The organism is Nocardia transvalensis NBRC 15921 (genome assembly GCF_000308875.1).
GTDB lineage: Bacteria > Actinomycetota > Actinomycetes > Mycobacteriales > Mycobacteriaceae > Nocardia > Nocardia transvalensis.
Map to the genome: position 1 here is coordinate 78,068 of NZ_BAGL01000045.1, position 21,026 is coordinate 99,093.

A 21,026-nucleotide genomic window follows, 5' to 3' on the forward strand; every position below is an offset into this window, starting at 1 on the left:
CCGCGCCGGACGCTCGGGTTTCGGCGCGTAACGGATCACTACCGTATCCACGTCATCACTCACACAGTGCAACATAGAGACTGGGTCGCGATCCGTCAGCCTCGGCTCGCTCCGGCGATGGTCACGATTGCGCTGGTTCCGCGGGCGTGCCCGCAACGTTTTTCCAGCTCAGGGGTGGTGTACTCCGGAATCGGAACGATCTCCGCCGGGCGTGGGTGTGGCGAAAATGGCACTGCGAGCGCCCCGGGAATCCGCCCCGGCGAGCGAACCGCCCGGTCGGCGAAACCTTCTGCGAGCGTGCCGGTCTGTAGGCCGGACGCGGGGGTGCGGAGACGAAATCGTGTCGTGGGTTACGGATCGGTTATTCGAAGGCCGTGGCGGCTATCGTCAGGTCATGGGCACCGATAACACGACCGCGGAGACATTGCGAGCGGCCCTGGACGGCCCCTGGCGGGAGGTTCGGGAGCAGGCGCGCCGGCAGCTGAGCGACGACAGGCTGTTCGGTGATCCCTATCTGGACTATCGCGCGGCGCGAGCGCGCGTCCTCGACCAGATGCGGCTGGTGGCCGAATTCGGCTACGCCGAGAAGGGCTTCCGGCTGGAGCACGGCGGCACCGGCGACCCGGGCGGCGCCGTGACCGGGCTGGAGATGCTCGCCTACAACGACCTGTCGCTGTGGGTGAAGTGCGGCGTGCAGTGGGGCCTGTTCGGCGGCGCGGTGGAGAACCTCGGCACCGACCGGCACACCGACGTCGTCAAGCGGCTGCTGTCGCTGGATCTGCTCGGCTGCTTCGCCATGACCGAGTCCGGGCACGGCAGCGATGTGGCGAATCTGGAGACGACCGCCACCTACGACCCGGCGACGGGCGAATTCGTGGTGCACAGCCCGACCGAATCCGCCCGCAAGGACTACATCGGCGGCGCCGCCGAACACGCCCGGATGGCCGCGGTGTTCGCGCAGCTGATCACCCAGGGCGAGAACAAGGGCGTGCACTGCCTGCTGGTGCCGATCCGCGACGAGGAGGGGCGCGACCTGCCGGGCGTCACCACCTCCGACTGCGGCCTCAAGGGTGGCCTGCCCGGCGTCGACAACGGCCGCATCCTCTTCGACCAGGTCCGCGTGCCGCGGGAGAACCTGCTCAACCGGTACGCCGACGTGGAACCCGACGGCACCTACACCTCCGAGATCGAGAATCCCAGCCGTCGCTTCTTCACCACGCTGGGCACGCTCGTGCGCGGGCGCATCAGCGTCGGCGGCGCCGCGGCGGCGGCCGCGCGAGTCGCGCTGAGCATCGCGCTGCGCTACGCCGAGGAGCGCCGCCAGTTCTCCGATCCGGACACCGGCGAGGAGACCGTGCTGCTGGACTACCGCAGCCATCAGCGCCGGCTGCTGCCGCACGTGGCGCGCGCCTTCGCGCTGTCGTTCGCGCAGAACGACCTGGTGCGGCGCATGCACGCGGTGCAGACCGGGCAGGATCTGGATCCCGGCGCGCAGCGGGCGCTGGAGAAGCGCGCGGCCGGCCTGAAGGTCGCCCAGACCCGGCACGCCACCAAGGCCATCCAGGAGTGCCGCGAATCCTGCGGCGGCGCAGGCTATCTCACCGAGAACCGGCTGGTCACCCTGAAGGCCGACACCGACGTGTTCACCACCTTCGAGGGTGACAACGTCGTGCTCACCCAGCTGGTCGCCAAGGAGCTGCTCACCGCGTACTCCGACGAGGTGCGCGATCTGGACGCCCTGGGCTGGGTGCGGTTCGCCGCCACCATGGGCCGCGACGTGGTGCGGCAGGGCACCGGCGTGCGGCAACTCATCCAGCGGCTGCGCGACCGGTCGGACGAGGGCGTGGACGACGGCGATCTGGCCCGGCGCTCGGTCCAACTGCAACTGTTCGCCGACCGCGAGGACTACCTGGTGCGCACGGCCGCGCACCGGCTGCAGGCCCGCGCCAAGGAGACCGGCCCGTTCGAGGCGTTCAACAACGCCCAGGACCACATCCTCGCCGCCGGTGAGGCGCATATCGACCGGCTGGTGCTGGAGGCGTTCATCGAGGGGATCTCGGGCATCGATGACGAGGAGGCCCGCGCCCTCGCCGACACCGTCTGCGACCTGTTCGTCTTCTCCTCCCTCGAACAGCACTCGGCCTGGTACATCATGCATCGCTTCATGTCGGTCGAGCGGGCCAAGGCCGTCCGCCGCGGCGTCAACGAACTGGTCGACCGCCTCCGCCCCGCGGCCCCCACCCTGGTAGAGGCCCTCGGCGTCCCGGAGCCCATGCTCCACGCCACCATGTTGGACGACGCGAGCGTGCACCAGGGGCAGTGATCCCGGCCAAAACCATGCCGGGAATTAGGTAGAGGCGCGTGCCGGGAGTTAGGTAGAGGCGTGCCGGGAGTTAGGTAGAGGTGCGTGCCGGGGAATTAGGTAGAGGTGCGTGCTTCGCGGCAGTCACCTATTTCCCGGCGTGCTTTTGGCCGGGAACCCGGCCGCACGGCGGGCGTGATTAGGGTCGTGGGGTGAGTGGACCGAGTGTGGTGGTGGATCGTCCGGTGTCGCGGGTGGTGGCCGTCGTGGTGTGTGTGCTTGTTACCGCCGGAGTGCCGCTGACGTTTTCGGGGGACGGGCCCACGGCGGTGGATCGGGTGGTGGGGGAGTGGGTGGACGGGGCGCTGGGCGGGCATCCCGGGGTGTATCGGGTGCTGGTGATTCCCAGCAATGCCTATGTTCTGCTGCCGTTGCTGGTGGGCGGTGTGGTCTGGTTCGCGTGGCGGCGGGAGTGGTGGCGGGCCGGATTCCTGCTCGTGGCACCGGAACTCGCGGTGGCGGTCAACACCTGGGTGCTGAAACCACTGTGGCACAGGCACTTGGAGGACTACCTCGCCTATCCGAGCGGGCACACCGTGCACTTCGTCGCCGTCGCAACGGCTTTCGTGCTGATAGCGGACGAGTATCGCACCCGGATGGCCGAGGCGGTGGCGGCCGCCGTGCTGCTGGCGTGCGTGGCGGTCGGCATGGTCGGGCTCGGCTACCACTATCCGACCGACATCCTGGGCGGGACCGCCGCGGCGATCGCGCTCGTGACGGCGTCCTACTCGGTAGCGCTGCGGCTCAGCCGGGACCGTAGGTCAGTACCAGCGAGATGACGAACCACAGCACCCACGCGAAGGCGATGAGCATGCCCAGCGCGAGGCTGATGCGCAGGATCGCGCGGCCGATATCGACCCGCTCGGCATCCTTCGGATACAGCTCCCACGGGCTGTACCAGGGCATGGGGATCGCCCGGGGGCCGTAGGCCTGCTCGGCCTCCTGCTTCGCCTCGAGGTAGGCCTCGGCCTGCGCCTGCTGCGGGCCGCCGTACCAGAGCGTGATGTCCACCGGGCCGCCGAAGCCCTCGTGCTCCAGATCCTGCGGGGCCGGCAGGTACGGCAGGATGCCCAGGCCGCGGAAGGTCATCGCGATATCGGTGGGCGTCCACTGCGCGCGCCCCTGCGAGGCCAGCGTGTTGAGGTAGTCGGCCAGCCGCCGCGGTTCGTCGCCGAGCACCACCTCGAAGCTGGGGTCGTTCCACAGCTGCCGGATGCGCAGATCCGAGCCGTGCGGCGGGACGACCAGCACCACCCCGTGCACCACCCGCTGGCCGAGACCACGCTCGGCCAGCCAGCTCTGCAGCGCGTAGGTGTGGTCGCGCGACTTGTCCAGCGGCGTGCGGCGGTCGCCGCCCTCCAGCGTCACGACCTGGCTGCCGACCCGCCAGGGACCGCTCAGCGGCACCTCGAGTTCGCCGCTGACCTTCTCGGCCAGCGCCTCGGCCTCGATGACCACGCAGCTGGTCGGCGTCCAGATCACGGCGTCGAACTGATGCAGGCGGTCGGCGTGGAACAGGCTGCAGTTCACGGTGGCGACACCGTGCGGATCGTGCGGCCCCTTCCAGGTGCGCAACCAGTCGATCAGCGCGCGCTCGGCCAGGGTGCCTGCGGCGTTCTGCACTCGCACGAGCATTGGCGACCAGCCCTTCCCGTCGACACTCGGTACCGAAAGCATAAGTGGCCGGACGAGTTCGGGCAGGCATCCCTCGCCGCGTGTGGGTATTCCGACATTCTTCCCGGCCAAAAGAGTGCCGGGAAGATCCTGTTGGCGCCGCTCAGGCCGTGGGGACCGTCGGCCCGGCCGGGGTGATGGGGAGGCGTAGGGCGCCCGGGGCCCAGGCCGGGACTGTCGGCTGCCACGGTGCGACCGGGGCGATGCGGCGGTACGGGCTGCCCAGGCGCGGGCGGGGGTCGGCCTCGCCCTTGTTGGGCCAGAACGCCATCGCGCGCTCGGCCTGGGCGGTGATGGTGAGCGACGGGTTCACGCCCAGATTCGCCGTCACCGCGGAGCCGTCCGCGATGTGCAGGCCGGGATGGCCGAAGACGCGCTGATACGGGTCGACGACGCCGGTCTCCGGCCCCTCGCCGATGACGCAGCCACCGATGTAGTGGGCGGTGGCCGGGATGTTGAACACATCCATCACCAGGCCCTGCACATCCCCGTTCACCTTCTCGCCGAACCGCCGCCCGACCTCGTGCGCGAGCGGGATCCACGTCGGATTCGGTTGTCCCATACCCTGTTTCGTCTTCAGCTGCCCCCAGCGGCGGAACGAGGTCAGCGAATTGTCCAGCGACTGCATCACCAGCAGGATCACCGACTTCTCCGACGCGCGCCGGGCGTTGAGGCTGCGCAGGAACACCCTCGGCTGCGTCACCATCGCCAGCAGGAACCGCAGGAACCGGAACGCGCCGCCGTCGACGATCGGCGCCGACAGCGGGAACAGCGCGTTCTGGCCCTTGCCGTAGTGGCAGACCTCGATGTGGGTGTCGGGCTCGGGGTGGATCGAGGAGGTGATGGCGATGCCCTCGGCGAAGTCGGACCGCTCGCGGCTGACGACATTGAGGATGGCCTCGGAATTACTGCGGGTCAGCTCGCCCAGCCGCGGCGACAGATTCGGCAGCACCTTCTCGTCGCGCATCTTGTGCAGCAGCTTCTGCGTGCCCAGCGCGGCCGCGGCGAACACCACCTGCTCGGCGGTGAAGGTCCTGCGCTCCTTGCGGACCCAGCGGTCCGAGCGCTGGGTCTCGATCGCGTAGCCGCCGCGGACCATGGGCCGCACCCGGCTCGCGGTGGTGAGTTCGAACACCTTCGCGCCGCCCTGCTCGGCCAGATAGAGGTAATTGGTCGGGGTCGTGTTCTTGGCGTTGTGCGGGCAGCCGGTGAAGCAGCGCGCGCAGTGGATGCAGCCGCTGCGGCGCGGGCCGGCGCCGCCGAAGTACGGGTCGTCGACCTCCGTGCCCGGATCGGCCTCGTTGAAGAACACGCCGACGTCGGTGGGGTGGAAGGTGTCGGTGACGCCCATATCCTCGGCGATCGCGCGGATCACCTCGTCGGCGGGCGTCATCCGGGGATTCTGCGCCACGCCGAGCATGCGGTGGGCCTGGTCGTAATAGGGCGCCAGCTCGGACTTCCAGTCCGTGATGTGCGCCCACTGCCGGTCGCGGTAGAAGGCGGGCAGCGGCTCGTACAGGGTATTGCCGTAGATCAGCGACCCGCCGCCGACGCCCGAGGCGGAGAAGACCGCGCACTTGCCCAGCAGGCTGATCCGCTGCGGGCCGGTGAGGCCCAGCCGCGGCGCCCAGATCGACTTGCGCACATTCCAATTCGTCTTCGGGATGGCCTCGGCCGGCCACCGGCGGCCGGACTCCAGCACGGCCACGCGGTAGCCCTTCTCGGTCAGCCGCAGGGCGCTGACGCTGCCGCCGAATCCGGAGCCGATCACCACCACGTCATAGTCGAAGTCGGGCATGTCTTCCTCTCGATCCGCCACAGTGCAATGAAACGGTTTGCAATTCATTCTTTCACTTGCCGGAGATGGCTGAGAACATATCCTGCCCGCCCGTCCGTCCCGGCGCGCCCGTATGGCGCTGATGTGCCGTTTGCGGTAAGCAACAGTCGTGACGAGCGAACCCCCCGGACCACCGGCAGACGGCCGTGCGGACCGCGTACTCACCGTCCCGAACGTGCTGAGTGTGCTGCGCCTGTTCGGTGTTCCGGTGCTGCTGTGGCTGCTGCTGGTGGAGCACGCCGACGGCTGGGCGTTCGCGCTGCTGATCGCCAGCGGCATCACCGACTTCCTCGACGGCAAGCTGGCCCGGCTGCTCGACCAGTACTCGCGGCTGGGCGCGCTGCTGGACCCGTTCGTGGACCGGCTCTATCTGGTGGCGGCGGCGGTCGGCCTGCTGGTGCGCGGCATCCTGCCGTGGCCGTTCGTCGTGATCTTGGTCGCTCGCGATCTGATCCTGGCCGCGGTCCTGCCGATCTACCGGCGGCGCGGGCTGCCCCCGCCGGAGGTGATCTATCTGGGCAAGGCGGCGACCTTCGCGCTCATGTCCGCGGCGCCCTGGCTGCTGGGCGGACAGATGGATTGGGCGGCGGCAGGTTTCGCGCGGGCCTTCGGGTGGGCACTGTTGATCTGGGGTACGGCGGCCTATGTCTGGACCGGTGTCCTCTACCTCGGCAAGGCGGTGGCGGTCGCGCGGTCGATACCGGCGGTGCGGCAGGCGACCGGCGAGCCGATACAGTGATCACGACGCCCGCGAAAGGACGCCCCGTGAAAGGACCTGATCTGTGACGAGCCTCCCTGAGGATCTGCGCTACACCGAGGAGCACGAGTGGGTGCGCCGGGTCGACCCGACGCGGGTGCGGGTGGGCATCACCGACTACGCCCAATCACAGCTCGGTGACGTCGTGTTCGTGCAGCTGCCGGCGGTCGACACCGCCGTCTCGGCGGGTGACGGTATCGCGGAGGTGGAGTCCACCAAGAGCGTGTCCGACATCTACGCGCCGCTGACGGCGAAAGTCGTTGCGGTGAACGACATTCTGGACTCGGAGCCGGAGACGCTCAACACCGATCCGTACGGGGACGGATGGATGTTCGAATTGCAGGTCGAGGACGCCGGAAAGCTCGACGCACTGCTCGGTGAACTGCTCGATGCCGCAGGTTATCAAGGAGTTATCGGGGGCTGAAGCCGCCTTCACAGTTCTACCTGCACGGGATCGCCCTGGCAGGGTACGGTCAATGCCAACAGAAGTACCGGCGGCCGGTGCCGGAATCTCCAAGGGCGCGACAGCCGGTCGCGTACGGGTGTCACGGCAGAGACAGCACCGGAATATCGGTACGGATAATCGGTTCGAGGAGGAGAGCAAGGGTGAGCGAGAACAAAGACCCGGGTTACGGGGAGAGCGCGGCCGAGACCACATCGGTGTTCCGCGCTGACTTCCTCAACGAGGTCGACGCGTCGCGCTCCGGTGAGCAGACCGGCGAACAGCCGGTGCAAGGGGTCGAGGGCCTTCCTCCGGGTGCTGCCCTGCTGGTGGTCAAGCGCGGGCCGAACGCGGGGTCGCGATTCCTGCTGGATCAGCCCACCACGTCGGCGGGTCGCCACCCGGACAGCGACATCTTCCTGGACGATGTCACCGTCTCCCGCCGCCACGCGGAGTTCCGCCAGGACGACGACACCTTCCAGGTGGTCGACGTGGGCAGCCTGAACGGCACCTACGTCAACCGCGAGCCGGTGGACTCCTCCGAACTGCAGAACGGCGACGAGGTCCAGATCGGCAAGTTCCGGCTCGTATTCCTCACCGGCCCGCGGCCCGCCCAGAACGATTCCGCGGGCGCTCTATAAGCGAGGTCGGTACACAGAGATGACAGGCGCAGCGCAGTGGACCCGCGGAGGGATGTCGATCGGCTCCGTGCTGGACCTGCTGCGTCCGGACTTTCCGGACATCACCATCTCGAAGATCCGCTTCCTCGAATCCGAGGGGCTGATCAGCCCGGAGCGCACGCCCTCGGGCTATCGCAGGTTCTCCGTCGCCGACGTCGAACGGCTGAGGTTCGTCCTGACGGCGCAGCGCGACCAGTACCTGCCGCTGAAGGTGATCAAGGAGCAGCTGGAGGCGATCGACAGCGGCGCGGCGACGCTCGGGGTGCGCGAGGCGCGCGCCCGGGCGGCCGACGCCGGCGCGGCCGGGCCGGGGGACACCCCGGCGGCCGCACCCCCATCCCCTGGACTTACTCCTCCCCGGAGGCTCGGCGTGGTTCCCGGTGAGGTCTCTCCGGAAGAGTTGCGGTTCGACCACGAAATCCGCATCACCCGAACCGATCTGCTGGAGCAGGCGGGGATAGACGAGAAGTTCCTCTCCGAACTGATCCGCGCCAACCTGATCACCCCCGGTGCGGCCGGATTCTTCGATACCGAGGCGGTGACGCTCGCGCGGACCGCCAGGGCCCTGAGCGAATTCGGTTTGGAGGCGCGGCATCTGCGCGCCTTCAAGCTGGCGGCCGACCGGGAGGCGGCGATGGTCGCCCAGATCGCCGCCCCGATCGCGAAGAGTCGCGACGCCGACGCGCGCGCCCGCGCCGAGGAGACGGTGCGCGAACTGGCGGCGCTCTCGCTGACGCTGCACACCAGCCTCGTCAAGACTGCGGTGCGCGGCGCACTCGGTAGCTGAAATCTTCGCCTAGACTCGGTGATACGGCCGACCCCATCGTGCCCGTGGGGAGGTCGGCGAGTATTGGGAGGCAGTGCGATGAGTGAAATGCGTGTGATCGGCATCCGTGTCGAACAGCCCCAGAATCAGCCCGTGCTGTTGCTCCGCGAGGTGGACGGCGACCGATATCTACCCATCTGGATCGGCCAGGCGGAGGCAACCGCGATCGTCCTCGAGCAGGAGGGCGTGACGCCGATCCGCCCGCTGACACACGATCTGATCAAGATCCTCATCCACGAGCTGGGGCACACGCTCAAGGAGGTCCGGGTCGTGGATCTGCAGGAGGGCACGTTCTACGCGGATCTGGTGTTCGAGAACGACCTGCGCATCTCGGCGCGTCCGTCGGATTCGGTGGCCATCGCCCTGCGGGTGGGCTGCCCGATCTACGCCGAGGAGCCCGTGCTGGAGGAGGCCGGCCTGGTGATGCCGGACGAGCGCGAGGACGAGGTGGAGAAGTTCAAGGAGTTCCTGGAGTCGGTGTCGCCCGACGATTTCAAGGCCACGGACAGCTGATCCCGGCCAAAAGCGCGCCGGGAACATGGAGAATTCGTGCGCCGGGAACATCGAGAATTCGCTCCGGGAGGGCGACACGCCTAGCGAGGCGACACGCCCGGACGACCGGGTGATATGAACCTCATGTAGAGGTCGAGAAACACGCCGCACGCGGAGTTTGGTCCGGTGCCGCTGCTGCCGGGACAATCGAGGGAGTAGCCTCGACAGTTAGGCCGTTGTTCGCATCGGTGACGCAGTGAGGGAGTAGTCAGTGGGAGATAAACCGCAGCAGACTGGATCTGATGCGCGGCCCGCCGCCGTGGTACAGCCAGGACTGTTCCCCGACGACACGGTGCCCGACGACTTGGTCGGCTACCGGGTTCCCAGCGCGTGCCAGGTGGCCGGTATCACCTACCGGCAGCTCGATTACTGGGCCCGCACGGGTCTGGTCGTCCCGTCCATTCGCAGTGCCACCGGATCGGGCAGTCAGCGCCTCTACTCGTTCAAGGACATCCTGGTCCTGAAGATCGTCAAGCGGCTGCTCGACGCGGGCATTTCGCTACAGAACATCCGCATCGCGGTCGACCACCTGCGCAGCCGCGGGGTCGAGGACCTGGCCGGCATCACGCTGTTCTCCGACGGCACCACCGTCTACGAGTGCACCTCCCCGGAAGAGGTCGTCGATTTACTGCAGGGCGGCCAGGGCGTCTTCGGCATCGCCGTCAGCGGCGCCATGCGCGAACTCACCGGAGCGATCGCGAACTTCCCGGCCGAGCGTGCCGAGGTGCACACCGCCACCGACCGCCCGGAGGACGAACTCGCCTACCGGCGCAAGGCGCGCATGAACCGCAAGACGGGCTAGTCTGTCCCGTTCTCCGGAAAGTGTTGTCCGCGTTGGTCGTCCCCGATCGGCGCGGATTCTGCACGCAACGCCGCCAGTAGCCGCTCGCCGCGCGGCGCGAGCCGGTAGACGACATTCCTTCCGGACCGAATCCCGGTGACGACCCCCGCCTCGCGCAGGACGGCGAGATGGGCGCTGACCGTGCCGAGCGAGACCGCGAGGCAGTGCGCCAGCTGGGTGCTGGTCGCGGGGCGAGCGAGTTCGCGCAGCACCCGGGCCCGGCCCGCGCCGAGCAGCGTAGCCACGGGATCGTCGCCGTCCTCGCCGGCGGCCGCGGCCGGGGCGAAAGCCGGATAGACCAGTGCGTAGTCCGGCGGCTGCTCGCAGGTCCACCAGCCCCCGGGCGTGGTGCGCGGCACGAAGATCAGGCCGTCATCGATCCAGCGATCGGGTATGTCGCTGGTGCTGAACCGGATCGCGCCGTCCCCGACCCACACCGGACGGTTGCGCATGCTGTCGACGGCGTGCCGCCAGCCGTAGGCCGCGAGCAGGCCCGCACGGTGGGCGATATCGCGTTCGAGCACGGCCCGGCGGCGCGCCCAGTCCGGTGCGACGAAGCTCCGCCAGCCCTGCTCGAGCACCGCGGCCATGCGGGGCGCGAGCCGGTCGTTCCGCAGCCATCGGGTGTCCTGGGGTGCCCAGCTCGCGGCGACGGCGGTCGCCACCTCGGCGCGGACCTGCTCGTCGGTGTACGCGGCGACCGCCGCGAGTTCGTCGTCCAGCCGCGTCCGGGTCCCGTCGCGCGGCGGCTGCGCCACCATCTCCGGGAACCATTTGGTGGCCGCGACGAGCGGCAGCAACCCTGCCGCGACGTCGTCGTCGGCCAGCCAGGCGCGGTAGGCGTCCTGGTGGCGAGTGCGCCAGGCCGACATCCAGGGTTCGGTGCGCGGGCGTTGCAGGGTGATGAGGCAGCCGAGGGTCTCGGCGAGCGGGGAGATCGCGAAGCGGCAGCGGGCCAGTGCGGCCTGGCTGAGGTGGAGCATGGTCATGGTTGCGCCTTTCGGCGCAAGGTTATCAACGCGTCCCGCCGGGCGCGATGCTCGGCCGATGCCGATATCGACGATGTGGTCCGGGCCGTTCCGGTCGCTGCTGGCCGGGCAGCTGGTGTCGCTGCTCGGCGACGCGATGGCGCCGGTCGCGCTCGCGCTCGCCGTGCTCGGCGCGTCGGGGCGGCCGGAGGATCTGGGCGTCGTCCTGGCCGCGCAGATCCTTCCGCACCTGGCGCTCCTGCTCGTCGGCGGTGCGGTCGGTGACCGGTTCTCCCGGCGCACGGTCCTGATCGCGGCGAGTTGTGGCGCCGGTGTGACGCAGGCCGCCGTCGCGTCGGTCCTGCTCACCGGGCATTACGCCCTCGTGCCGATCGCTGCCCTCGAGATGGTCAACGGCGGATTGCAGGCATTCACGACACCGGCGTTTCGCGGCCTGATCCCCGACCTCGTCGCGGCGGCCGACCTGCAGCGAGCCAATGCGCTGCTGGCCACGGTCAAGAACGGGTCGAAGATCGGGGGGCCCGCGGTGGCCGGGCTGCTCGCGGTCACCGCGGGCGGCGGCTGGGCCATCGCGGCCGACGCCGCGAGCTTTCTCGTCGCGGCCGGAATCCTCACGCGGCTACCGCATTCCGTGCCGCCCGCGCACGGCGACGGGCGGAATCTGCTCGCCGATATCCGGGAGGGCTGGGCGACCTTCCGGCGGCTGCCCTGGCTGCTGGCCGGGACGGTCTCGTTCGCGGTGATCAATCTCGTCAACACCGGCACCTGGCAGATTCTCGGCCCGGTGCTCGCCGCGGACCGCCACGGTCCGGCGATGTGGGGAGTGCTGCTCAGCGTCCGTGCGGGTGGTTTGCTGCTGATGAGCGCCGTGCTGTATCGGATCGTGCTGCGCAACCCGTGGCGTGACGGCCGGATCCTCGGCATGGTCGCGCCGCTGGCCATGGCGGCGCTGGGCCTGAAGGCCGGTACGCCGGTCCTGCTCGGGTGCGCGGCACTGGCGGGGATGGGGTTCGCGGCGGTCGGCATCACGTGGGCGAGTGTCGTGCAGCGGCATGTCCCGCGTCCGATGCTGTCGCGCGTGAGCGCCTACGACGATCTGCTCAGCTATCTGACGATTCCGATCGGTCAGTTACTGGCCGGACCGGCCGCCGAACGGTGGGGTGCGGCGCCGGTGGCGATCGGCTCGGCGACCGTGTTCCTGCTGGCAGTCCTGGCGCCGCTGGCCGGGCGGCGGTGGGATCCGTCGGCTGTTTCACACGGGTCGGTAACACGCGCGACACGCGGTACCGCATAAACTGACGGTGCGTCGCCGCCGTGCGGGAGAGTTCCGGGTAGCCACCCGGGCGCCGAAGGAGCAGCACCTCCCCGTCAATCTCTCAGGCAACAGGGACCGTACGGACCATCGACGCCTCTGGAAAGTGGTGGCCGCACACAATGCGGACCACCCGCCCATGGGGAAAGGGATGCGCGCGGGCAGCCGCGGCGGATTCCGAATCTCTCAGGCGCCCACGACAGAGGGGGAGGGCCCGAAGCCGCCGGCATCGTGCAGTGTCCGCACACCGCCGGCCTCCGCCCGAACCAGGGAGCTGCCGTGACCCGTTCCTTCGCCGATCGCCATATCGGACCCGACCCCGCCGCCATCGATCGCATTCTCGACACCATCGGCATCGGTTCGCTGGACGAACTGGCCGAGCGGGCCGTGCCGTCGAGCATCCTCGACGACCCGGCGGGCAACGGGCTGTGCGTGTTGCCCGCGGCGGTGTCCGAACACGAGGCGCTCGGCGAACTGGCCGCTCTGGCCGGGTCGAATACCGTCGCCGCGACCATGATCGGGCTCGGCTACTACGACACCCTCACCCCGCCGGTGCTGGTGCGCGGCCTGCTGGAGAATCCGGCCTGGTACACCGCCTACACCCCGTACCAGCCCGAGATCAGCCAGGGCCGTCTGGAGGCGCTGCTCAACTTCCAGACCATGGTGTCGGACCTGACCGGCATGGAGGTCGCCAACGCGTCCATGCTGGACGAGGCGACCGCCGCGGCGGAGGCGATGACCCTGCTGCGGCGCGCCAACCGGACCGGCACGTCGAACCGGCTGCTGATCGACGCCGACCTCTTCCCGCAGACCCGGACCGTGCTGCACACTCGCGCCGAGCCGCTGGGCATCGAGATCGTCGAGGCGGACCTGAGTTCGGGCGCGCTGCTGGACGGCGATTTCTTCGGCGTGCTGGTGCAGACTCCGGGGGCCTCCGGGCGCCTCGTCGACTGGACCGAGACGATCGCGGCGGCGCACGAGCGCGGCGCGCTGGTCGCCGCCGGGGCGGATCTGCTGGCGATGACCTTGGTCACGCCGCCGGGGGAGCAGGGCGCGGACGTGTGCTTCGGCACCACACAGCGTTTCGGCGTGCCGCTGGGGTTCGGCGGCCCGCACGCGGGATATCTCGCGGTGCGCCAGGCGCACGCCCGCCAGCTGCCGGGCCGCCTGGTCGGGGTGTCCAAGGACGCCGACGGTCACCTCGCCTACCGCCTCGCCCTGCAGACCCGCGAGCAGCACATCCGTCGCGAGAAGGCGACCTCGAACATCTGCACCGCTCAGGTGCTCCTCGCGATCGTGGCCGCGATGTACGCGAGCTACCACGGCGCGGACGGGTTACGCGGGATCGCCCGGCGCGTGCACCGGCATGCCGCGCAGCTGGCCGCCGGGCTGGGGGAGGCCGTCGTCCACGAACGCTTCTTCGACACCGTGCTGGTGCGGGTGCCCGGCGGCGCGGAGGCGGTGGTGGCCAAGGCACAGGGGCGCGGGGTGAATCTGCGCCTGGTCGACGCCGATCACGTCTCGGTGGCCTGCGACGAGGCGACCACCGAGGAGCATGTGGCGGTCGTGCTGGACTCCTTCGGCGGCGGCGCCCGGGCCGACGGCACGCCGGACGAGGCGGCGCTGCCCTCGATCGAGACCCGGACCTCGGAGTATCTGACGCATCCCGCGTTCACCCGCTACCACACCGAGACCGCCATGCTGCGGTACCTGCGGCAGCTGTCGGACAAGGATATCGCCTTGGACCGCAGCATGATTCCGCTCGGCTCGTGCACGATGAAGCTCAACGCCACCGCGGAGATGGAGCCGATCACCTGGCCCGGATTCTCCCGCATCCACCCGTACGCGCCCGTCGAGGACGCGCCCGGCCTGCTGCGGGTGGTCGAGGATCTGGAGTCCTGGCTCTCGGCCGTCACCGGATACGACCGGGTGAGCCTGCAGCCCAACGCCGGTAGCCAGGGGGAGTACGCGGGCCTGCTCGCCATCCGCCGGTACCACCTGGATCGTGGTGACACACACCGGGATACGTGCCTGATCCCCTCCAGTGCGCACGGCACCAACGCTGCGTCGGCCGCGATGGCCGGGCTGCGGGTGGAGGTCGTGCGGTGCCGCGAGAACGGTGACGTCGACCTGGACGACCTGCGCGCCAAGATCGCCGACCATGCCGACCGGCTGGCCTGCATCATGATCACCTACCCCTCCACGCACGGCGTCTTCGAACAGGAGGTCGCCGAGCTGTGCGCGCTGGTGCACGACGCGGGCGGCCAGGTGTACGTCGACGGCGCGAACCTGAATGCCCTTGTCGGACTTGCCCGTCCGGGCCGGTTCGGCGGGGACGTCTCGCATCTGAACCTGCACAAGACGTTCTGCATCCCGCACGGCGGCGGCGGTCCCGGGGTGGGCCCGGTCGCGGTGCGCGAGCATCTGGCGGCGTACCTGCCCGGCGACCCCCTGGAGACCGACTCGCGCGCGGTGTCGGCGGCGAAGTACGGTTCGGCGTCGATCCTGCCGATCACCTGGGCCTACATCCGGATGATGGGCGCCGACGGCCTGCGCCGCGCCACGCTCACCGCCATCGCCTCGGCGAATTACATTGCGCGGCGGCTGGATCCGTACTACCCGGTGCTCTACACCGGTGACAACGGCATGGTCGCCCACGAGTGCATCCTCGACCTGCGCGAGATCACCAAGCGCACCGGCGTCACCGTCGACGATGTGGCGAAGCGGTTGGCGGACTACGGTTTCCACGCCCCCACCATGAGCTTCCCGGTCGCGGGCACGCTCATGGTGGAGCCCACCGAGAGCGAGAATCTGGAGGAGGTGGACGCGTTCATCGAGGCGATGATCGCGATCAAGGGCGAGATCGACCAGGTCGAGTCCGGCGTCTGGGACGTGGCGGACAGCCCGCTGCGCGGCGCCCCGCACACCACCGCCAGCCTGGTCGGCGACTGGCCGTACGCCTACAGCCGCGAAACCGCCGTCTACCCCCTGGGTCTCGCCAACCCGCGCCCCAAGATCTGGCCCTCCGTCCGCCGCATCGACGGCGCCTACGGCGACCGCAACCTGGTCTGCTCCTGCCCACCCCTGGACGCCTACACGGAGTGAGCACACCGTCCCGCCCCCAGTCGCCCACCCGCTCTCCGCACATCCTTTTTCCGGCACGCTTTTGGCCGGAATCTCGCCCGCTGCGGTGGATTCCGGCCAAAAGCGTGCCGGAAAAAAGGGTGGTCGGCTATAGGGTGGTCGGCTATAGGATGGTGGGGTAGAGGTCGTCCCAGTTCGGGTTCTTGGCCTCGATCAGGCGAATCTTCCACGCCCGGTTCCACTTCTTGAGGCGCTTCTCACGTAAGAGTGCGCACTCCAGTGTCTCGTGGGCCTCGTACCAGACGAGGGTGTGCACCCCGTACCGTCTGGTGAAGCTCGCGACGACATCATTCTTGTGTTGCCACACTCTGCCGACGAGATTGCGTGTCGCGCCGACGTACAGAACGCCGTCTCGACGGCTCGCCAGGATGTACACACACGGTGGCGGCTGCCACGGTCTCCTCCCCATGGGACGAGCATGGCAGCACCCACCGACAGGTCAGGGGGTCGTGAGGGCCTGGTTGACGGCGGTGCCGAAGGTCAGGTCGTTGGTGCTGGCCAGGCGGGTGTAGGTGCCGCCGGTTTTCTGGGCGACGGTTTGGAGGGTGGGGGTGCCCTGGCCGCCTACGACGATGACGTCGATGCGGACCGGGTGGGCCGCGTCGGTGGCGGCGGTGATGTCGGCGATCAGTTTGTCGCCGGTGATGGACGAGTCGTCGTTGGGGCCGCCGGTGATGAGCAGCACATTGTTGGTCCGGCCGGTGGCGTAGCCGGAGATCGCGCTGCGGTAGGCCGCCTCCAGTGCGGGATAGGTGCGGTCGGTGCGGCTGGTGGTGGCGGTGACGTTGCCCAGCGCGGACATCAGCTCGGTGCGGTGCTGCTGGTTCAGCGGACCGGTGCGCGAGACGACCTCGTACGGAGTGCCGCCGCCGGTGTCGCCGGCGTAGGTCCAGACGCCCAGGCCGAAGTCCGGCGGCATGGTGTCGAGGGTGGACATCAGCGCGCCGAGCGTATTGCCCAGGCGGGTGAGCGACCCGTCGGTGGCGCCCATCGACGCGGAGGTGTCCAGCAGGACGGTGGACTGCACACCCAGCACCGGATTCGCCAGCACCGATTTCACCTGGTCCAGAACGGATTTCGGCGGGACGGGGGAGGTCGTCTGCGCCGCGGCCTCGAAACCGTTGTCCGCGAACAACTTCTGCTGTTCGGGTGCGCGTAGGTAGTCGGCGAAGATCCCGGCGACGAGATTCTGGGTCTTGTCCACCCAGGGCGCGGTGAGCAGCGCGGCGGGGAAATCGGCCACGGGCGTCTTGGCGCCGTCGGGGCGGAAGGCGGCCGCACCGCCCGCCGATTTGAGTTGCTGCTCGGTAACTGCTGTGGCGTGGATGGCGTCGTCGGCGCCGCCGGGCGCGCCGACCAGGCTCGCCGGCGCGCCGGTGCCGTCGTCGGAGCGGGGTGCGTCGGCGGCCAGCAGCGAGATGGCCGAGATCACCTGTCCGGACCGGACACCTTCGTCGGACAGCGGGTCGGCGCCGGAGACATTGGATCCGACGGCGAGCGCCGCGGCGAGGGTGTTGTCGCCGGCGGGCATCGCCATGCGCAGGCCGCCCCAGCCGTTGAGCCCGATGTCGCCGAGCGAACCCTGCTGCAGCCGAGGCAGGTCCGACCACCCGGTCTTGGCCTTCTCCATGGCTTGGCGCAGCTGGTCGGGGACGGCGAGCACGATCGGGCTGGTCGCCACCGACGCGGGAGCGCCCTCGATCAGGCCGGGCACCCGCATCTGCTCGACCGATCGCGAGGAGTCGGGGATCCAGAGCGCGGGTCGCGGGCCCATCTTGGCGTCCCACGAGCCGGCGGTGAACGCGGCCACCATCGCCGCCGAGGGCTGGACGTTCACGGTCACCGAGACGCAGTGGTCGCGCACCTTGGGCTTGGTCGCGTTGTAGCGGTCCGCCGCGGCGCGCACGGGTGTGGCGATATCCGGATCGACGGTGACCGCCAGCGCCGACTGGCCTTCGACGCATTCGCCCGCCGCGCTGCGATCGGAGGACGCGGAATGGCCCCTCAGCCAGAACCAGCCGCCCACCGCGGCCACCACGAGCAGCGCCGCCACGACCGACACCACGAGACCCTTGCTGACGCCTCGCGAACCGCTGGCGCTGCGATGTGTACCCACGGTGCACCAGTGTAGGTTCACGCGAAGTTTGCCGCCCACCCCGCTCAGGGGTCCCCTACCGTCCGGCGCGCGGGGGCGCAGGACGGCAGGGGAACTGAGGCGCCGGGCCGGCGGGTGGACCTAGCGGACCACCCGCCCGCGGTCGTACTCGTGGCCTGCCCAGACGCCGGACTGGCCGGTGGCCGCGGCGAAGTCGCCGCACTGGCGGCGGATCGGGCAGCCCGCGCAGATACCGCGCGCGTACGCGAAGTCCTGCGACGGGTACGGGAACCACGCGTCGTGATTCGGGTCACCCTTGCAGGCGGCTCCCTCCCATTTCTGCGAGTCCGAGAGTGGGAGCAGATCCACCAGGGATAGTTCCTGTACTGCGTTCGTCATATCGGATCCCCTCCTTCCCGGGGGCCTTATGTGGTGGCGGTCAGGGCCTTCCAGATCCGCCGTTGTCTCTTGTCCATGTCGTTGGGCGCCTTCGGTTCCCACAGCAGCCGCATGCCGGCCTCCTCCGGCGTGCGGTCCGCCTTGCGCGTATTGCACGGCCCGCACGCGGCGATCAGGTTGTTCCACGTGTTCGGGCCGCCCCGGCTGCGCGGGCGGATGTGGTCGACGGTGCGGGCCCATCCGGCGCAGTACCCGCACCGATGGGCGTCGCGCCGCAGGACGCCGGCGAGCGTGGCGCGACTGTCGTCGTGCACGAGCACCCGGTGTTCGAGGTAGACGTAGTGCCGCAGCCGAATCGCCTGCGGCAGCGTGATTTCCAGGTGCTTGGACCGGATCGGGAAGTGCGGCTCCCGCACGGCGACGATCTCGGCCGTACCGGTGAGGAGCAGCACCACCGCCCGGTCGGCGCTGATGTCGGTGAGCGCCTCGTAGGAGGCGTTCAGCACCAGCACCCCGGCGTGTATCCAGTTGTCGGGGGTGAGGGCCGCGTCGGCGGCGCGATGGAACGGCATGGGCGTCACCAGGTTTCGCGAGGGAGAAGAACGAATCGGGGCGAACGGGCGAGTCAGGCCCGGCCCGGGAGGTGGCTGAACGAAAGCCGCTGTAGGGCATCGCTCTTCGCGCTCGCGCGCATCTCGGTCGAGATCATCAGCCACCTCCTTCCCGGTGTGCGTCCGGTGCCGCGACCCCGGCGGGGCCGCTTGATCATCGTTCTCATGGTGACACAGCGTTACTGCCGCTGTCGGGTCATTTTCCGACGGTTCAACGCGGTGCCGGCCGGATTTGTTCCGTGCCCCCGGTCACGTCCGTAGCCAGAGGTCGATCTCGTCGAGCCGCGCCGCCGAGAACAGCGTCTGGCCGTCGAGGGCGTCCAGTAGTCGCCACTCGTACGGTGCGGCGGGGGCGCGCACCAGGCGGTAACCCGCGCGCGCGGCACGGGCGGTGAGTTCCCGCACGCGCGCGGACGCCGGGTCGGGTTGCACCAGCTGCAGATGTCGCTCGGGCTGGTTCATTCGGGATTCCCCACATCGTCGGCCGGACCTGGCCCATGACGCACGCCCTCGGGCGCCTGAGGTTCCGGCGGATGCCGGAATACCGAGTCGTCGCGCGTGCGCGAGGGGATGTTACGGTTGATCGTCAGCGGCGCTATACACTGCGCGCCAGCGTATTCCGGCCGGAGTCAGCCGACGGAGGAGATGCGGGCGTCGCCGGGACGGAGTGTGAACCGCCGGCGGTGGAAGTCCCAGAAGCGGTAGATCGGCCACTGGATCGTATGTCCCAGCCAGGCCGCCACGATGATGACGCGGTGTACCGGGTGCACCGGAATGCCTTGGTCTCGTAACGTGCGTAAGCCGGTTAAGTGGAACCGCCAGTGCAGGAGCGGGCTCGTCCGGCGCCGCCGCGCCGAGGTCCGGGCGCGCATCGCGGGCACCTGATCGATCCGGAACCCCTTCTTGCCCAGGCACAGCGCGAGATCCAGATCCTCGGCAACATCCGCGCGCACCTGGGTGTCCGGGCCGACCCGCAGCCACGCCTCGCGCCGGACCGCCATATTCGGCCCGTACATATTGCCGACCTGCCCGCCGATCCGGCCGGTCCGCAACAGCGCCCATTGGCCGAATTCCAGGAGAAATCCGACGGGCGAATCGTGATAGGTGCACAGTCCCGTCACCGCGGCCGTCCCGGGATTATCGGCGAGGAATTCGCGAATTGTCCTGCCCCACTCCGGGTCGACGATCGTATCGGCATCCGTGCGGGCGATGATTGTCCCGCGCGCCTTGTCGAATCCCGCGTTGCGGGCGGCGGCGATACCCCGGCGCGGCTCGAGCAGGAGTTCCACCTTCGGGTGCGCGTCGGCGAAATCCCGGACGATCGCGACGGTGCCGTCGGTGCTGCCGTTGTCCACGACGATCACCTCGTCGACGGCCTCCTGGGCGGTGAGATGCCGCAGCGTCCGCTCGATGATCCGGGCCTCGTCGAGAACCGGGACGACGACCGACAGGACCGTCGTATTCTCGCCCTCGTCATCCGATGTGAACGAATCAGTCAATTTACCGGCACCCCTTCGGCAGACCGCGATCTCCAAATCCCCCGTGCGATACCGGGTAGCCGCAATGCATGCGGCGAAACATACCCGGGCACATGCCCTTTTTCGTATCGGGCAGGGAATATTTGTGAATGAACGCAGGCCCGCGACGGGCCCCGCTCCGAACCTTCACCATCGACATCGACCGGTCAGTACCGGCCGGTCGAGACGTCCCCGCCGGTGTATCCCGGCGGCGCGCATAGAGTCGAAGGTCCCATATCGGACATTCTGGGGCAGACGGTCCGCAATCTCAATTCGAAGGGCGGGGGACGGGTGAGGGGGCGGCCGGGTGCGTGTCACGTATCGGATCGGCATCAGCCTCCCAGTGATGGTGAACAATAAAGACGCCGTCACTTTTGTGCCATTACACTACGAATCTCTATACCGCGGTCGGCGTCTCGGGGTTGGCGCGCACGACACGGCCGTCGGTCAGGACCTTCCGGATCGTGGGGTGTGTGCCCATGTGGGCGTGGCGTGTGCTTGTTGTCGTTCTGCTGGTCGCGGGTGGGCCGGCGCTGGTCGCGCGGGCCGACCCGCCCGGCCCGGACGGGCCCGTGCCGATCTCGCCGCCGGGCCTGGACCTGCCGGGTATCCAGCGGTGGATCGATTCCGTCGTGCCGCGTCCGGAACTCCCGGTGGCCGGATTGCCGGAGGTCGAATCGGTGAGCCCGGCGGCGGAATCGGCCGCGCTGCTGTCCGCCGTCCTGCCCGATCCCGTCGGTGATCCGATGTTCGACGCCCGCCCGCCCGGTCTGGACGACCTCGCGCCCGGCGACGTCGTCGAGACCCGCGACGTCACCGGCGTCGCCGCGCCGCTGTTCGCCCTGCCGCTGACCGCGCCGGTCCGGCAGGTGGTGCAGGTGAAGTACCGCACGGCGGACGCGCGCGGCGAGGCGTCGTTCGCGACGGCGTCCCTGGTCCTGCCCGCCGCCGCGTGGGCCGGTCCGGGGGAGCGGCCGGTGCTGGTCAA

At 69.4% G+C, this 21,026-nt stretch carries 19 protein-coding genes, 1 pseudogene and 1 riboswitch; of the genes and pseudogenes, 11 read left to right on the plus strand and 9 right to left on the minus strand.

The features are described from left to right. The first annotated feature begins 394 nt into the window (after positions 1-394). Together ON41_RS14145 and ON41_RS14150 are read left to right on the plus strand one after the other, a co-directional pair. Positions 395-2,323 (plus strand): acyl-CoA dehydrogenase family protein, encoded by a 1,929-nt coding sequence (locus ON41_RS14145; RefSeq protein WP_040748050.1) that lies wholly within the window; start codon positions 395-397, stop codon positions 2,321-2,323. Between the two features lie 191 nt (positions 2,324-2,514). Continuing rightward, positions 2,515-3,141: a phosphatase PAP2 family protein gene (locus ON41_RS14150; RefSeq protein WP_246829525.1), complete on the plus strand. Its 627-nt coding sequence runs from the start codon at positions 2,515-2,517 to the stop codon at positions 3,139-3,141. Here ON41_RS14150 and ON41_RS14155 read toward each other — a convergent pair. Further along, entirely contained in the window at positions 3,107-3,985 is an 879-nt protein-coding gene (locus ON41_RS14155) for a nuclease-related domain-containing protein (RefSeq protein ID WP_246829526.1), read from the minus strand. The two genes, ON41_RS14150 and ON41_RS14155, sit on opposite strands and share 35 nt — an antisense overlap. Before the next feature lie 154 nt (positions 3,986-4,139). Further along, positions 4,140-5,834: a GMC oxidoreductase gene (locus ON41_RS14160; RefSeq protein ID WP_040748052.1), complete on the minus strand. Its 1,695-nt coding sequence runs from the start codon at positions 5,832-5,834 to the stop codon at positions 4,140-4,142. A gap of 148 nt (positions 5,835-5,982) precedes the next feature. On the opposite strand from ON41_RS14160, the gene ON41_RS14165 reads away from it, so the two are divergent. The 6 genes from ON41_RS14165 (at position 5,983) to ON41_RS14190 (ending at position 9,932) form a co-directional block, all read left to right on the plus strand. Next, positions 5,983-6,612: a CDP-alcohol phosphatidyltransferase family protein gene (locus ON41_RS14165; RefSeq protein WP_040748053.1), complete on the plus strand. Its 630-nt coding sequence runs from the start codon at positions 5,983-5,985 to the stop codon at positions 6,610-6,612. A 43-nt stretch (positions 6,613-6,655) separates the two neighbouring features. Next, positions 6,656-7,054 (plus strand): glycine cleavage system protein GcvH, encoded by a 399-nt coding sequence (gene gcvH / locus ON41_RS14170; RefSeq protein WP_040748054.1) that lies wholly within the window; start codon positions 6,656-6,658, stop codon positions 7,052-7,054. A gap of 182 nt (positions 7,055-7,236) precedes the next feature. Then, on the plus strand, positions 7,237-7,713 hold the full coding sequence (gene garA, locus ON41_RS14175; protein ID WP_040748055.1) for a glycogen accumulation regulator GarA: 477 nt from the start codon (positions 7,237-7,239) through the stop codon (positions 7,711-7,713). Between the two features lie 19 nt (positions 7,714-7,732). Continuing rightward, positions 7,733-8,539: a transcriptional regulator FtsR gene (gene ftsR / locus ON41_RS14180; protein WP_040748056.1), complete on the plus strand. Its 807-nt coding sequence runs from the start codon at positions 7,733-7,735 to the stop codon at positions 8,537-8,539. 78 nt (positions 8,540-8,617) lie between these two features. Further along, positions 8,618-9,091: a bifunctional nuclease family protein gene (locus tag ON41_RS14185; RefSeq protein WP_040748057.1), complete on the plus strand. Its 474-nt coding sequence runs from the start codon at positions 8,618-8,620 to the stop codon at positions 9,089-9,091. Positions 9,092-9,341: 250 nt separating this feature from the next. Then, entirely contained in the window at positions 9,342-9,932 is a 591-nt protein-coding gene (locus tag ON41_RS14190) for a MerR family transcriptional regulator (RefSeq protein ID WP_051161450.1), read from the plus strand. Here ON41_RS14190 and ON41_RS14195 read toward each other — a convergent pair. After that, on the minus strand, positions 9,929-10,960 hold the full coding sequence (locus ON41_RS14195) for an ArsR/SmtB family transcription factor (RefSeq protein ID WP_063709879.1): 1,032 nt from the start codon (positions 10,958-10,960) through the stop codon (positions 9,929-9,931). The genes ON41_RS14190 and ON41_RS14195 overlap by 4 nt on opposite strands. Positions 10,961-11,018: 58 nt before the next feature. On the opposite strand from ON41_RS14195, the gene ON41_RS14200 reads away from it, so the two are divergent. Continuing rightward, positions 11,019-12,254: an MFS transporter gene (locus ON41_RS14200; protein ID WP_157185465.1), complete on the plus strand. Its 1,236-nt coding sequence runs from the start codon at positions 11,019-11,021 to the stop codon at positions 12,252-12,254. 13 nt (positions 12,255-12,267) lie between these two features. After that, positions 12,268-12,363: riboswitch (glycine riboswitch) on the plus strand. Between the two features lie 188 nt (positions 12,364-12,551). Continuing rightward, entirely contained in the window at positions 12,552-15,377 is a 2,826-nt protein-coding gene (gcvP, locus tag ON41_RS14205; RefSeq protein ID WP_040748059.1) for an aminomethyl-transferring glycine dehydrogenase, read from the plus strand. 142 nt (positions 15,378-15,519) lie between these two features. On the opposite strand, the gene ON41_RS14210 is transcribed toward gcvP, so the two are convergent. The 6 genes from ON41_RS14210 to ON41_RS14235 all read right to left on the minus strand — a co-directional run bounded on the left by ON41_RS14210 (position 15,520) and on the right by ON41_RS14235 (position 20,020). Beyond that, the gene (locus tag ON41_RS14210; protein WP_040748060.1) at positions 15,520-15,825 is read right to left on the minus strand and encodes a GIY-YIG nuclease family protein; all 306 of its coding nucleotides are present in this window, start codon (positions 15,823-15,825) and stop codon (positions 15,520-15,522) included. A 30-nt stretch (positions 15,826-15,855) separates the two neighbouring features. Then, positions 15,856-17,532 carry a substrate-binding domain-containing protein gene (locus ON41_RS14215; protein ID WP_040748098.1) on the minus strand — a complete coding sequence of 559 codons (1,677 nt, stop codon included), beginning with the start codon at positions 17,530-17,532 and terminating at the stop codon, positions 15,856-15,858. 120 nt (positions 17,533-17,652) lie between these two features. Further along, the gene (locus tag ON41_RS14220) at positions 17,653-17,910 is read right to left on the minus strand and encodes a WhiB family transcriptional regulator (protein WP_040748061.1); all 258 of its coding nucleotides are present in this window, start codon (positions 17,908-17,910) and stop codon (positions 17,653-17,655) included. A 26-nt stretch (positions 17,911-17,936) separates the two neighbouring features. Further along, entirely contained in the window at positions 17,937-18,482 is a 546-nt protein-coding gene (locus ON41_RS14225) for an HNH endonuclease (protein ID WP_040748062.1), read from the minus strand. Between the two features lie 288 nt (positions 18,483-18,770). Further along, positions 18,771-18,983 (minus strand): hypothetical protein, encoded by a 213-nt coding sequence (locus tag ON41_RS14230; protein WP_040748063.1) that lies wholly within the window; start codon positions 18,981-18,983, stop codon positions 18,771-18,773. Between the two features lie 167 nt (positions 18,984-19,150). Beyond that, the gene (locus tag ON41_RS14235) at positions 19,151-20,020 is read right to left on the minus strand and encodes a glycosyltransferase family 2 protein (protein ID WP_051161456.1); all 870 of its coding nucleotides are present in this window, start codon (positions 20,018-20,020) and stop codon (positions 19,151-19,153) included. A gap of 512 nt (positions 20,021-20,532) precedes the next feature. Between ON41_RS14235 and ON41_RS14240 the strand changes: the two are divergent. Beyond that, positions 20,533-21,026: pseudogene (locus ON41_RS14240) on the plus strand (lipase family protein); the annotation flags it as partial.

Bases quoted from the DNA above. Each gene is read 5' to 3' on its own strand.
- ON41_RS14145 (WP_040748050.1), top strand. From the start codon at position 395: ATGGGCACCGATAACACGACCGCGGAGACATTGCGAGCGGCCCTGGAC.
- ON41_RS14160 (WP_040748052.1), bottom strand. From the start codon at position 5,834: ATGCCCGACTTCGACTATGACGTGGTGGTGATCGGCTCCGGATTCGGC.
- ftsR (WP_040748056.1), top strand. From the start codon at position 7,733: ATGACAGGCGCAGCGCAGTGGACCCGCGGAGGGATGTCGATCGGCTCC.
- ON41_RS14185 (WP_040748057.1), top strand. From the start codon at position 8,618: ATGAGTGAAATGCGTGTGATCGGCATCCGTGTCGAACAGCCCCAGAAT.
- ON41_RS14195 (WP_063709879.1), bottom strand. From the start codon at position 10,960: ATGACCATGCTCCACCTCAGCCAGGCCGCACTGGCCCGCTGCCGCTTC.
- ON41_RS14200 (WP_157185465.1), top strand. From the start codon at position 11,019: ATGCCGATATCGACGATGTGGTCCGGGCCGTTCCGGTCGCTGCTGGCC.
- ON41_RS14210 (WP_040748060.1), bottom strand. From the start codon at position 15,825: ATGGGGAGGAGACCGTGGCAGCCGCCACCGTGTGTGTACATCCTGGCG.
- ON41_RS14220 (WP_040748061.1), bottom strand. From the start codon at position 17,910: ATGACGAACGCAGTACAGGAACTATCCCTGGTGGATCTGCTCCCACTC.
- ON41_RS14225 (WP_040748062.1), bottom strand. From the start codon at position 18,482: ATGCCGTTCCATCGCGCCGCCGACGCGGCCCTCACCCCCGACAACTGG.
- ON41_RS14230 (WP_040748063.1), bottom strand. From the start codon at position 18,983: ATGAACCAGCCCGAGCGACATCTGCAGCTGGTGCAACCCGACCCGGCG.